The following is a 12,240-nucleotide window of genomic DNA, read 5'->3' as shown; positions in this document are numbered from 1 at the left end:
AGGTCACCGGTGCTGGTCGTGGCCGACGGCCTCGTCGAGCACGGCACCGACGTGGTCGTCGTGCAGCCGGTACGACGACCCGTCGTCGGTGACGAGGCCGAGCTCGACCAGGCGGTCCATCTCGGGGGCGAGCTTCGCGGTCTCGACCCTCGCGGCGCGCGCGAGGTCGTCGAGCGGCGCCGGGCCCTCGCGCAGGGTGGTGAGCGCCTGGAGGCGCGTGGGGTCGGCGATGGCCTGCAGCGCGCTTGCCATCCGCTCGGCGCGGGCCTCGTCGACGGTGCCGGTCGGGTCGTTCTCGGTGCCGTGTCCCATGCCAGAGGCATGGGCCGGTGAGCGCGGGCCGAAACGTCAGGTCAGGAGTCGGACGGCGCCCGCCACCGCCGCGCACACCGCGAACCCGAGCCCCAGGGGCAGCAGGGTGGCGACGGCCGTCCAGCGCACGCTGCGGGTCTCGTGCCAGATGGTCAGCACCGTCGTGCTGCACGGGTTGTGCAGCAGCGTGAACAGCATGAGGTTCACCGCGGTCAGCAGCGTCCAGCCGCCCACGCCGACGAGCACCGAGCCGATCTGCGCGTCGTCGCCCAGCTCCAGCATCACGCCCGGCGCGGCGCCGAGCGTGTTGGCGCCGAGGGTCAGGGTGAGCATGACGATCGTCGGGATGATGATCTCGTTGGCCGGCACCGCCACGAGGTAGGCGAGCAGGATGACGCCGTTGAGCCCGATCACCCAGCCGACCGGCTCCAGGGCCGTGACGAGGTGCGCGGCCACGCTGGCGTCGCCCAGGTGCACGTTGCCGATCAGCCAGATCACCGCGCCCGCCGGCGCGGCCATGAGCACCGCGCGGCGCAGCACCTTGAGCGTGCGGTCGATGATCGAGGTGTAGAGCGTGCGCAGCACCTGCGGCGGCCGGTAGGGCGGCAGCTCGAGCGAGTACACCGAGCTCTCGCCGCGCAGCACGGTGCGCGAGAGCAGCCACGACACCGCGAGCGTCACCCCGATGCCGACGATCACCACCGCGACGACGCTGCCCGCGGCGACGAACCCCGCGAGCGCCGGCGGCACGACGGCCCCGACGAAGATCGTCCCCATGAGGATCAGGGTCGGCCAGCGGCCGTTGCAGATGCTGAAGTTGTTGGTGATGATCGCGATCAGCCGCTCGCGGCGGCTGTCGATGATGCGCGTGGCCGTGACGCCGGCGGCGTTGCAGCCGTAGCCCATCATCATCGTCAGCGCCTGCTTGCCGTGGGCCCCGGAGCGGGCGAAGAGCCGGTCGAGGTTGAACGCCACCCGCGGCAGGTAGCCGAAGTCCTCGAGCAGCGTGAACAGTGGGAAGAAGATCGCCATCGGCGGCAGCATCACGGCGATCACCCAGGCCGTGGCCAGGTAGACGCCGTCGACGAGCAGGCCGGTGACCCACCACGGCGCGCCGGCGGCGGTGAACCCGGAGACCAGCCAGGCGTGCCCGTTCTCCACGAGCAGCTGGTAGAGCAGGTCCGACGGCACCGCGGCGCCGGCGATCGTGAACCAGAAGACGCCGAAGAACAGCACGCCCATCGCGACGAAGCCCCACACGCGGTGGGTCAGGACGCGGTCGAGGGCGCGGTCGACGGTGAGCTTCGCGCGGGCGTCGTCGCGGTCGACGCTCGTCGCGGCGATCCGCGCGGCGTCGGTGTAGAGCGACTCGACGATCCGGTCGCCGAGGTCGTGGGGGTCGTCGGAGAGCCCGCGGCGCAGGCGCGCGGCCTCGTCGAGGAGGTCGGTCATGCCGTCTGCTCCAGCGGGGACGCGAGCGAACCCAGCGTCCCGTCCCGCACCGCCTCCTCGATGCCCGCGTCGCCCTCGAGCAGGCGCAGCGCCACCCAGCGGCTGTTGGGCACGCCGGGGAAGCGGGCCTCGACCTGCGCGGCGAGCTCGGCGACGGCCCGCTCGAGCGCGGGGTCACGGTGCACGAGGCGCAGGGGCGGGGGCGGGTCGTCGCTCGCCGCGACCTGCGCGATCGCCGCCAGCAGGTCCGGCAGGCCCTCGCCGCGCCGCGCCGCGGTGGCGACGACGGGGACGCCGAGCTCCCGGGTGAGGTGGCGGGTGTCGACGGTGATGCCGTGGCGGCGGGCCTCGTCGACGAGGTTGAGCGCGACGACCACGCGCCCGGTGATCTGGCGGATCTGCAGCACCAGGGGCAGGTTGCGCTCGAGGCGCGTCGCGTCGACCACCACGACGACCACGTCCGGGCGCCCGAAGAGCAGCACGTCGCGGGCGACGTCCTCGTCGGTGCTGGTGGACAGCAGCGAGTAGGTGCCGGGCAGGTCGACGATCCGGTAGCCCGCCCCGCCGTAGGAGAAGCCGCCCTCGGCGCGAGCAACGGTCTTGCCCGCCCAATTGCCGACGTGCTGGCGCAGCCCGGTCAGCGCGTTGAACACGGTGCTCTTGCCGGTGTTGGGATTGCCGGCCAGCGCGAGGACGTGGTCGTAGCGGCCGGGGTCCATCCCCAGGCGGGCGAGCCGGGTCGACGCCGGGGAGAGCGCGCACGAGGCGCAGGCGTCCTCCGGGGGCCCGTCACCCGGCGGCGGTCCGACACCGGGCGAGGGGAGCGGGGCCGCCACGGCTCAGCGCTCCTCGGATCCGGCCTGCTCGACGTGCACCGTGCGCGCCTGCCCGCGCCGCAGCACGACCAGCGCGCCGCGCACCTCGTACGCGGTCGGGTCGCCCAGCGGGCTGGTCATGTCCGCGCGCACGGCGGCGCCGGGCAGCAGCCCCAGGTCCATGAGCCGGCGGCGCTCGCCGCCACGGATGTCGAGAGCGGTGACCACGGCCCGGTGGCCGCGGGGCAGCTCGTCGAGGGTCATCGCTGACCACCTCCGTCCTGCTCCGGGGACCTGGTTTCGTCCGGCCCACCACGAAAAGTTCGGCTGGCCGAACTCTACGACGCGGAGCCCCGGTGGAACACCCCTTCGAGGACATCGTCGACCCACAGCGCGTCGGCGAGCTCCGGGCCGAGGTCCAGGTCGCGCTCCCCGTCGGCCGCGCCCACCCGGACCTGGAACGGCCCGCCGAACGGCCGGCGGGCGAGGAGCTCGAGGCGGACGCCCAGCTCGATCGCCTGCTCACGCAGCCACGCCAGCATCGCCGGCTCGGTGTCGTCGACGCGGACGAGGCGCCCGCGGTCGCCGGGCTCGAGCGTCGCGAAGCGGCGGGCCGTGAACTCCGCGACCGTGCCGTCCGCGGCGGGGATCGGGTCGCCGTGCGGGTCGAAGCGCGGGTGGCCCAGCCGCGCGTCCATGCGGTCGAGCAGGGTGGGCGAGACGTGGTGCTCGAGCACCTCGGCCTCGTCGTGCACCTCGTCCCACCCGTAGCCGAGCTCGCGGACGAGGTAGGTCTCGAGCAGGCGGTGGCGGCGCAGGACGTCGAGCGCGGCGCGGGTGCCGGTGTCGGTGAGCCGCACCCCGCCGTAGGGCCGGTGCTCGACCAGCCCCTGCTCGGTGAGCTTGCGCAGCATCCCCGACACCGACGACGCCCCCACGCCGAGGCGCTTGGCCAGCGCCGTCGTCGACGCCGGGCCCTCGCCGCGCTCGTAGTGGGCGTAGATCGCCTTGATGTAGTCGTCGACCGCCGCGGTGCGCGGCGCGGCGGTCCCGGACATGCCGACAGGGTAGCGTCGGCGGGCTCCGGCTCAGAGGGTGTCGCGCAGCGCCCGCACGGCCCGCACGCAGGCGGTCGCCGACTCGGCGTGCCGGCGGCAGTGCTCGTGGTGGTCGGCGTGCGCTCCGCAGGCCGCGGCGCTGGCGTCGCAGGCCGCCGCGGCGGCGTCGAGCACGCCGGCCAGCGTGGCCGTGTCGCCGCCCTCCCCGCGGTTGAGGACCCGGTGGGCGGCGGCGCAGACGTCCGCGCAGTCCAGGGCGCGCCGGACCTCCCCGGCCATCCCGCCGATCGCGGTCATCGCGACGACGCACGCGGTGCTGACCTGCTCGCACTCTGCCAGGGCGTCGAGGGCCGCGACCCGCTCGGGCGCGGCCGCGTCGCCGATGCTCGCCAGGTGCTCCGTGGTGTGGCTCATCCTGCCTCCTCGTCGGGTCCGCGCGTGGAGTTCCCCGCGAACCGGGCCCGGAAAAGCCCCGGGCGGTGGGCACCGAGGACGGGGACGGCCCCGAGCGTGCGGACCACCGGCGCGCGGAAGAAGCCGCGGCCCGCCGTCAGCCCCAGGTCGTCCACGCCTGCCAGACCCGGCACCTCGCGTGGCAGGGCGAGCACGTCGGGCACCCGGACGCCGAACGGCATCGGCGGCACGCGGTAGGCCGGCGTCAGGTCCCAGCCGCGCACGGTGCGGCGGCTGAACCAGGGCGGGATCGTGTCGAAGAGGATCTGCCCGTCCGGGAAGCGCGCGGCGCAGTCGGCGAGGAGCGCGAACGCGTCCTCGCGGGTGAAGTACATGAGCAGGCCCTCGGCCGTGACGATCGTGGGCGCGCCGTCGTCGGCCTCGGTCATCCACGTCCGGTTCAGCGCGGAGAGCGCGAGCGGGTGGACGCGGTCGGCGTCGGGCAGCAGCTGCCGGCGCAGGGCGTGCACCTCGGGCAGGTCGACGCTGTACCAGTCGACGTCCGGCTCGCCGGCCGCCAGTAGGTCGTCTGCAGCCCCTCGCCGAGCGCCACCACCGTCGCGTCCCGGTGCTCGGCGAGGAACGCCCGCAGGGCGGCGTCGAAGGTCCGCGCGCGCAGCGCGTGTATCTGGCTCGGGGCGCCGAAGCGCTCCGCGTACGGGTAGGCCAGAGCGTCGTGCGCCGCGACGGCCCAGGGGTCGTGGAACCCGGAGCCGGGCCGGCGGGCCTCGGCGGCGCGGTTGTGCAGCGTCCACAGCGTCGTCTCCGGGACGCCGGTGAGCTCCGGGCGCACGGTCACAGTCCCGCCCGCCCGTCGGCCCAGTGCGCCTTGGTGGCGACGGCCCGGCGCGCCAGCCCGTACTCCAGGCGCACGCGCCGTCGCAGGGTGTCGATGCTGCCGACATGCCCGGCGAGGCACACCTGCTCGGGCGCGGGCTCGCGGTCGGCGACGTGGCGCTCCAGCCAGGATCCGAGTGCGACGCCGGGGGTCCGGCCGGTGAGCACGATGTCGAGCGACGGGGCGAGCGCAGCGGCGGCCGCCAGGTCTGCGGCCGGCACCTCGATCGTACCGCGTGCGTCGCCCGCCGTCGGCACCAGCGCCGCGAACAGGCCGAGTGCGGTCGCATCGCCGAGGAACAGCTCGTGGCGGTCGGGCTCGCGGCGCATGCCGCCGCCCGGGCCCAGGACGCCGACCTCGGCCCCGACGCGCAGCCCGGCGACCCACGCGGTGCCGGGCCCCTCCCCGTGCCGGACGAACACGACGTGGAACCGGCCGCTGTCCGGGTCGACGTCGGCGGGGGTGTAGTGGCGGAACTCCCGCTCGCCGACCCGGAACTCCACCTCCTGCCCGCGGACCCACGGCCGGCCGCGCCAGTGGGGGCCGGCGAAGCCGACGCGGACCAGGCCGGGAGAGAGCTCGTCGACCTCGACGACGGTGGCCGGGCGTCCGAACCAGCGTTCGGCCCGGGCGGCGAGGGAAGCGGGGAGCGAGGGCACAAAGGTGAGGCTATCCTTACCCCGTCCGCACGGGAAGCTATCCTCGCGTGGTATGGGCGACGTGCTGGACCGGGCGCGCGAGATCGCCGCCGACGTGCTGGTGCCCGCCGCGGACGAGGTCGACGCGACCGCCACGATCCCCGACGCACACTTCCGGGCCCTGGCCGACGCCGGGCTCTACGGCCTCGCCGCCCCGCCGGAGCACGGCGGCCCGGACGTGGCGTTCGAGGACTTCCTCGGCGTCGTCGAGACCCTCGCCGGCGCCTGCCTCGCCACCACCTTCACCTGGATGCAGCACCACGGCTCGGTGCGGGCGCTCGCCGCGACCGGCAACGACGCCCTGCGCGAGCGTCACCTCGCCGCCGCCGTCGCGGGCACCACCCGCTGCGGCGTCGCCTACGCCGGCGCCATCCCGCAGCCGCCGCTGCTGTGGGCGACGCGGGTCGAGGGCGGCTGGCGCCTCGACGGCACCGCACCGCTGGTCACCGGCTGGGGCCTGGTCGACCTCCTGCAGATCTCGGCGCGCGACGTGGCGACCGCCGACGCCGACGACGACGGCGCCCGGATCGTCACGGTGCTCGTGCCGGCGTCGGCGCCTCCCGGCGTCGCCGTGCACCCGCTCGACCTCGCCGCGGCGAACGCCAGCCGTACCGTGCGCCTCGAGGTCGACGGCTGGGTCGTCGGCGACGACGCCATGGTCGCGACGCCCACGCGTGCGCAGTTCCTCGCCGGCCAGCACGCGAGCGCGCGCGTCAACGGCTGCCTCGCCCTCGGCGTCGCGGGTCGCTGCGCCGCGCTCGTCGAGGAGGCGGGGGAGGCGACGGTCGCGGCGACGCTGCGGGATGCTCTCGACGCCGCCCGCGACGGCCTCGACGCCGCGCTCGCCGACCCGGAGGCGATGCCGGCCGCGCGCGCCGCGGCCTCGGCCCTCGCCGTGCGGGCGGCCGCGACGCTCACCGTCGCCGCCGGCAGCCGCGCGATCGTCGGCCGGCACCCGGCCCGGCGGCTCGCCCGCGAGGCGGCGTTCACGCTCGTCGCCGCCGGCCGCCCGGAGATCCGCGCGGAGCTGCTGGGTGCCGTCGGCATGTGAGCAGAGAGGAGGGCTACAGCCCTCCTCTCTGCTCACATGCCGCAGGCACACGACGACCCCCCGGCCGAGGAGGTCGAGGGGTCGCCGCGCACCGCGCAGTGGACGCTTGTCGGAACGATCACCGCGCGAGATCGGGGGTCAGGCCAGGGTGAGGCCGTTCGCGTGGTCGAAGCGCTCGGCGGCGTCGTTCCAGTTGACGACGTTCCACCAGGCCTTCACGTAGTCCGGCTTGACGTTCTGGTAGTCCAGGTAGAAGGCGTGCTCCCACATGTCGAGCATGACGACGGGCACGATGCCCAGCGGCACGTTGGCCTGCTGGTCGTAGAGCTGGAAGATGCGCAGCTTCCCGGTGAGGGAGTCGACGCCGAGGATCGCCCAGCCCGAGCCCTGGATGGTCGTGGCGACCGCGGTGAAGTGCTTCTGGAACAGATCGAACGACCCGAAGTCGCGGTCGATCGCCGAGGCCAGCTCACCGGTCGGCTTGTCGCCGCCGTCCGGGCTGAGGTTCTTCCAGAAGATCGAGTGGTTGATGTGCCCGCCGTAGTTGAAGGCGAGGTTCTTCTCCCACAGCAGGGCCGTCGTGCCGATCGTGTCCTGCTCGCGGGCCTCGGCGAGCGCGTCGATCGCGGTGTTCAGCCCGGTCACGTAGGTGTTGTGGTGCTTGTCGTGGTGGAGCTCCATGATCTTGCCCGAGATGTGGGGCTCGAGAGCGCCGTAGTCGTAGGGCAGGTCGGGGAGCGTGTACTCCGCCATCGGGTTCTCCCGTCGATGGGCTGCTGCGGATCACCTGAGAAGCCAGCCTGATGCTGTTGCAGGATGTTCGCAACTCCGCGGTATTGGCCACGGCTCGCCGCGGGGGCGCCGAGGGGTCGACGTCGCGGGGCCGATGGGTCCGTGGTGCCCGCCCCTGGAGCGGGTGAACCGTCCGGGGCGTCCGGGGCGTCCGGTATGACAGGGATCCCGCGATCCGCCCTCGGAGGCGACGACGCCCCCGGCGCCGGGTGACGCGGCCGCCGCGCAGGCGCTGCTCGCCGAGGCCGGCTACGGCCCGCAGAACCCGCTGCGCGTGCGGCTGTGGACCTTCCCGAACCGTCCCGAGCTCCCGGTGCTCGCGTCGGCGATCGCCGCCCAGCTGCAGCCGGCCGGGATCGCCGTCGACATCACCGTCGGCGACTACGCCGCCCAGGAGCCGGAACTGCTCGCCGGCCGCTTCGACATGTTCATCAACTCCCGCAGCTACCTCTCCGACTTCCCGGACCCGGCGGGCGTGCTGGACTCGGACTACACCTGCGACGGGTCGTACAACATCGACCGCTACTGCAACCCGGCGTTCGACGCCACGGTCGCCGGCCTCGGTGCGGTGCCGGACCCGGCGCAGCGCGCCGACGTGTTCCGGCAGGCCGCGGCCACCCTGACCGCGGACACGGTCAACGTCCCGCTCGTGCACCCGCAGAACACCGCCGCCGAGCGGGGCGTCACCGGCTTCACCCCGGACCCGCTCGACCTGCGTCCGGTGCTGCCCACGTTGGCGCCCGTGGACTGAGTGCTCGACCCCGTGATCGGTGCCGCCCTCCGCCGGCTGGCGTGGATCCCGCCGGTCCTGCTCGTCACGTCGGTCGCGGTGTTCGCGCTGCCGCGGCTGCTCGGCGGCGAGGTGACGCGGTCGGTGATCCGCGCCCGCAGCGCCTCGTCGACGCCGGACCCGGCGACCGAGGAGCGGCTGACCCGCGAGCTCGGGCTCGACCGGCCCGTGGTGACGCAGTACCTCGACTGGCTGGGCGGGGCGGTGCGCGGCGACCTCGGGGCGTCGTTCACCACCCGCTCGCCGGTCGGGCCGGAGGTCCTGGAGGCGGCCGGGGTCTCGCTGGCGCTCGCCGCGCCGGCGCTCGCGATCGCGCTCGCGGTCGGCGTCCCCCTCGGCGCGCTCGCCGCGGGGCGCCCCGACGGCGCCGCCGACCGGGCCACCCGGTGGGGCGGCGCGGTGGCCCTCGCGGTGCCGGAGTTCGTGCTGGGCCCGGTGCTCGTCCTCGTCGTCGCCGTCGGGGCCGGGTGGCTCCCGGCCCTGGGGTGGGGCAGCCCGCAGGAGGCGGTCCTGCCCGTGCTCACCCTCGCCGTGTGGCCCGCGGCGCTGGCGGCGCGGCTCGTGCGGGTCGAGACCGCCGAGGTGCTCGGGCACCCGTCGGTGCGGACCGCAAGCGCGAAAGGGCTGTCGCCGCGCCGGACCCTGCTGGTGCACGTGGTGCCGCGCGCCCTGACGTCGGTCGTCGCGGGCGCGGGCCCGTTCCTCGGCGGGACGCTCGGCGGTGCCGTGGTCGTCGAGGTGGTGTTCGCCGTGCCCGGCCTCGGCCGGCTGCTCGCGGAGGCCGTCGGCGACCGCGACCTGCCGGTGATCCAGGCCGGGCTCGTGCTCGTCGTCGCCGTCGCGCTGCTCGCCGCCCTCGCCACCGAACTCGCTCAGATGGCCACCGACCCGCGGCTGCGCCCGTGAGACGCGCGCTCCTCGCCGGCGTCGCCGTGCTCCTGACCGTCGTCGCGGTGATCGAGTGGCCCGCGGAGGCCGTCGACTTCGCGAACCGTCTCGCCCCGCCCTCGTCCGCGCACCTCCTGGGCACCGACCAGCTCGGCCGGGACGTGCTCGCCCGCGTCCTCGGCGGGATGCGGTACTCGCTGGGTCTCGGGCTGCTCGCGCTCGCCGTCGCCGTGGCGGTCGGCACCGCGGGCGGGCTGGCGAGCGGCTGGTGGCCGCGGCACCCGCTGGCGCGGGGGACGCAGTCGCTGGTCGACGTCCTCGTGGCGCTGCCGGCCCTGCTCGTCGGCCTCGTGGTCGCCGCCGTGCTGGGGTCCGGGCTCACCCCGGCGCTGCTCGCGATCGTGGTGACCGGCTGGGCGCCGTTCGCCCGCCAGGCCCACCGCCTGACGGTCGCCGTGCGCGAGGAGGGCTGGGTGCTGGCGGCCACCGCGCTCGGCGCCGGACCGGGACGGGTGCTGCGCCACCACGTGCTGCCCGCGATCTCCTCGCCCCTGCTCGCGTCGGTCGCGGCGCGGTTCGCCGGCACGGTGCTCACCCTCGCCGGGCTGTCCTTCCTCGGGCTCGGCGTCCAGCCGCCGACGCCGGAGTGGGGAGCGATGCTCGCCGAGGGGCGCACCTACGTGTTCGTCGCGCCCTGGCTGGTGGTGGCGCCGGCCGCGGCGCTGGTCGCGAGCACGCTCGCCCTCGGGTGGGTCGCGCGGGATCAGCCCAGCGGCAGCGGCGCGAGCCGGTACGCCGGCGGCTCCTGGCCGTGGAGGTGGCGGACGAAGTAGTCCCAGGTCCGGCGGAACACGTAGTGGCGGCGGTGGAAGATCGAGTGGTCGCCGCCCGGGACGATGAGCATGTCGACGTCCTTGTCCGCGGTGATCAGGGCGTCGACGAGGCGGTGGGTCTGCGTCACGAGCACCGTCTCGTCCAGCTCGCCGTGGATCAGCAGCAGCCTGCCCGCCAGGTTCGCGGCCAGCGCGGGCGTCGACAGGGCGGCGCGGTCGGCGTCACCGTGGTAGTGCTCGGCCCACATCTGCAGGCCGTAGGTGTCGTCGTGGTTGCCGGCCACCGCGACCCCGACCCGGTAGAGATCGGGGTGGGCGAGCATGCCGCGCGCCGCGGCGAACCCGCCCGCCGAGTGGCCGGTGATTCCGACGCGGTCCGTGTCGAGCCACGGGTGGCGCCGTCCGAGCTCCCGGATCGCCGCGACGTGGTCGTCGAGCGCGCCGGCGTTGCCGAGGTCGCCGTAGGAGTGGTCGTGGAAGGCCTTGCTCCGCCCGGCCGTGCCCCGGCCGTCGATCGCGACGACCGCGAAGCCGAGCGCCGCCAGCGCCTCCGGCTCGCCCTGGTGGGGGGAGTCGAAGGCCGGCAGCGCGCGGTGGTTCTGCGGGCCGGGGTAGACGTGGTCGATCACCGGATAGCGCTGCTGCGGGTCCAGGCCGTGCGGGCGCCAGAGCAGGCCGAAGATCGGCGTGCGGCCGTCGGCGGCGGTGGCGCGGAACCGCTCGGGCGGGCTCCAGCCGTCGGCGCGCAGCGCGTCGGTCCCGGGCGCCTCGAGCTCGACCAGCACCTCGCCGTCCTCGTCGAGCACCCTGACCTGCGGCGGCACGGCGGGGGAGGAGGCACGGTCGACGAGGTAGCCGCCACCGGGTGGGGCCACGGCGTCGTGGTCGAGGTCGTCGTCGGTGAGCAGCGCGAAGCCAGTGCCGTCGAGGCCGATCCGGGCGATCCGGCGGACGTAGGGGTCCCCGTCGGAACCGTGCCCGCCCGCGAGGAACCACACCAGCCGGCGCTCCTCGTCGACCCGCAGCACGGCGCGCACCGGCCACGGGCCCGACGTCACCTGCACGGCGTCCCCGCCGTCCGGGGGGTAGAGCCACAGGTGGCCCCACCCGTCGCGCTGGGACCACCAGAGGATCTCCCCGGTGCCGAGCACGTGCGTCATCGTCGGCTCGCCGAGCTGCGGGGTGGCGTCGACGCGGGTCGTGCCGGTCTCGGTGATCAGCGTCGTCGTCGCCCCGGTCGCGGGGTCGAGGCGGCGCAGGTGCAGGGTCCTCGCATCGCGGGACTGCCGCAGGTAGTGCACGGCGTCCCCGTCGGCCGACCACCACGCGTACACGAACGCCGTGCCGTGCACGGCGGGCTCGGGGTCGTCCTGCCCGTCGATCTTCGTGCGGGCCGCGACGTCGAGGACGTGCCACGTCATCGTCGGGTGCGCCTCGTCGTCGGGCATCGGGTAGGCGAGGCGGTGCTCGACCGGGCGCCCGCCGCCGGGCGGCACCGACTCGACGAGCACCTGCTCGGGGAGTCCGCGCTCGTCGAGCCGGTGGACCAGCAGCCGGGTCGAGTCCGGCGACCAGGTCAGGTAGACGAACGGGTCCGTGCCGAACGAGCGCAGCAGCACGGTGAGGCTCATCGGGGCGTTCGCGGCGCCGTAGGCGAGGCCGGGCTCGGCGTCGTCGGTGAGCGCGAACTCCTCGCCGTCGTCGCGGGAGCGGACCCAGACGTTCCCGTCGCGCCCGAACGCGACCCGACGCCCGTCGGGCGAGGCGGTCTCGTTCGGCAGCGGCGGGGTCCCGTCGATGCTGGTCAGCGCGCCGTCGGCCCACCGGTACCGCTGGCCGAGTGCGCTGAACCGGACGCCCGAGTCGTCGACCTCGACCGCCACGACCGGTAGCGCGTCGGCCTCGACCGCCCGGCCCGTCTCCCGCGAGAGCGCGGCGGCGACCCGGTCGTGGTCGAACAGCGCCGTGCCCTCGCCCTTGCCCGGGTCGACCAGCACGTGGCGCCCGGCGGCGACGTACCAGAAGCGCTCGCCGTCGCCGAGCCACTGCGGCGTCACGGTGGGCACGCGGCGGGCGCGGTAGGGCGCGAGCATCTGCTCGGCGCGGGCGTACTCGGCTGCCGCGAGCGTGGGGGTGCGGGAGACGGGGCCGGCCATGCCCCGAGTGGACACCGTGCCGTCGCGGCATGGTCAAGCCCGGACAGCAGGAATGCGGCGCGCCACCCTCACAACGAGCTGAGCACGGCGATCGACTCGGGCCC

General features: G+C 75.2%; 14 protein-coding genes and 1 pseudogene. 4 read left to right on the top strand and 11 right to left on the bottom strand.

The annotated features are described in order from the left end of the window. Positions 1-3: 3 nt before the first annotated feature. The 9 genes from ACYX4T_RS13510 to ACYX4T_RS13470 form a co-directional block, all read right to left on the bottom strand. Positions 4-312 (bottom strand): ArsR/SmtB family transcription factor, encoded by a 309-nt coding sequence (locus ACYX4T_RS13510; RefSeq protein WP_476015006.1) that lies wholly within the window; start codon positions 310-312, stop codon positions 4-6. A gap of 36 nt (positions 313-348) precedes the next feature. Continuing rightward, positions 349-1,764 (bottom strand): nucleoside recognition domain-containing protein, encoded by a 1,416-nt coding sequence (locus ACYX4T_RS13505; protein WP_476015005.1) that lies wholly within the window; start codon positions 1,762-1,764, stop codon positions 349-351. Beyond that, a complete protein-coding gene (locus tag ACYX4T_RS13500; RefSeq protein ID WP_476015004.1) occupies positions 1,761-2,600 on the bottom strand; it encodes a FeoB small GTPase domain-containing protein in 840 nt (279 codons plus the stop codon). The genes ACYX4T_RS13505 and ACYX4T_RS13500 overlap by 4 nt, the downstream gene beginning before the upstream one ends. 3 nt (positions 2,601-2,603) lie before the next feature. Further along, positions 2,604-2,843 carry a FeoA family protein gene (locus ACYX4T_RS13495; RefSeq protein WP_476015003.1) on the bottom strand — a complete coding sequence of 80 codons (240 nt, stop codon included), beginning with the start codon at positions 2,841-2,843 and terminating at the stop codon, positions 2,604-2,606. A 74-nt stretch (positions 2,844-2,917) separates the two neighbouring features. Further along, positions 2,918-3,637 carry a metal-dependent transcriptional regulator gene (locus tag ACYX4T_RS13490; RefSeq protein WP_476015002.1) on the bottom strand — a complete coding sequence of 240 codons (720 nt, stop codon included), beginning with the start codon at positions 3,635-3,637 and terminating at the stop codon, positions 2,918-2,920. 30 nt (positions 3,638-3,667) lie between these two features. Continuing rightward, entirely contained in the window at positions 3,668-4,051 is a 384-nt protein-coding gene (locus ACYX4T_RS13485) for a four-helix bundle copper-binding protein (protein ID WP_476015001.1), read from the bottom strand. Then, complete coding sequence (locus ACYX4T_RS13480; RefSeq protein ID WP_476015000.1) at positions 4,048-4,560, bottom strand: class I SAM-dependent methyltransferase; 513 nt, start codon at positions 4,558-4,560, stop codon at positions 4,048-4,050. The genes ACYX4T_RS13485 and ACYX4T_RS13480 overlap by 4 nt, the downstream gene beginning before the upstream one ends. Beyond that, the gene (locus ACYX4T_RS13475; protein WP_476014999.1) at positions 4,491-4,883 is read right to left on the bottom strand and encodes a hypothetical protein; all 393 of its coding nucleotides are present in this window, start codon (positions 4,881-4,883) and stop codon (positions 4,491-4,493) included. The genes ACYX4T_RS13480 and ACYX4T_RS13475 overlap by 70 nt, the downstream gene beginning before the upstream one ends. 2 nt (positions 4,884-4,885) lie before the next feature. Beyond that, a complete protein-coding gene (locus tag ACYX4T_RS13470; RefSeq protein ID WP_476014998.1) occupies positions 4,886-5,587 on the bottom strand; it encodes a siderophore-interacting protein in 702 nt (233 codons plus the stop codon). Between the two features lie 52 nt (positions 5,588-5,639). On the opposite strand from ACYX4T_RS13470, the gene ACYX4T_RS13465 reads away from it, so the two are divergent. After that, complete coding sequence (locus ACYX4T_RS13465) at positions 5,640-6,677, top strand: acyl-CoA dehydrogenase family protein (RefSeq protein WP_476014997.1); 1,038 nt, start codon at positions 5,640-5,642, stop codon at positions 6,675-6,677. A gap of 138 nt (positions 6,678-6,815) precedes the next feature. Here ACYX4T_RS13465 and ACYX4T_RS13460 read toward each other — a convergent pair whose 3' ends face one another. Then, positions 6,816-7,430, bottom strand: coding sequence for a superoxide dismutase (locus ACYX4T_RS13460; RefSeq protein WP_476014996.1), 615 nt, complete (start codon positions 7,428-7,430; stop codon positions 6,816-6,818). A 241-nt stretch (positions 7,431-7,671) separates the two neighbouring features. Here ACYX4T_RS13460 and ACYX4T_RS13455 point away from each other — a divergent pair. From ACYX4T_RS13455 to ACYX4T_RS13445, 3 genes and pseudogenes are all read left to right on the top strand, one after another. Continuing rightward, positions 7,672-8,220 (top strand): annotated as a pseudogene (locus ACYX4T_RS13455) (ABC transporter substrate-binding protein); the annotation flags it as partial. Further along, entirely contained in the window at positions 8,221-9,165 is a 945-nt protein-coding gene (locus tag ACYX4T_RS13450) for an ABC transporter permease (protein WP_476014995.1), read from the top strand. It begins immediately after the preceding pseudogene. Further along, entirely contained in the window at positions 9,162-9,980 is an 819-nt protein-coding gene (locus tag ACYX4T_RS13445; RefSeq protein ID WP_476014994.1) for an ABC transporter permease, read from the top strand. The genes ACYX4T_RS13450 and ACYX4T_RS13445 overlap by 4 nt, the downstream gene beginning before the upstream one ends. Here the strand turns inward: ACYX4T_RS13445 and ACYX4T_RS13440 are convergent. Next, complete coding sequence (locus ACYX4T_RS13440) at positions 9,911-12,136, bottom strand: S9 family peptidase (RefSeq protein WP_476014993.1); 2,226 nt, start codon at positions 12,134-12,136, stop codon at positions 9,911-9,913. The two genes, ACYX4T_RS13445 and ACYX4T_RS13440, sit on opposite strands and share 70 nt — an antisense overlap. Positions 12,137-12,240 lie beyond the last annotated feature (104 nt).

Source organism: Actinomycetospora sp. ABD4_176, from assembly GCF_056311855.1.
Note: the sequence above shows the minus strand (reverse complement) of the source record. Positions and strands in the feature narration are given on the sequence as shown.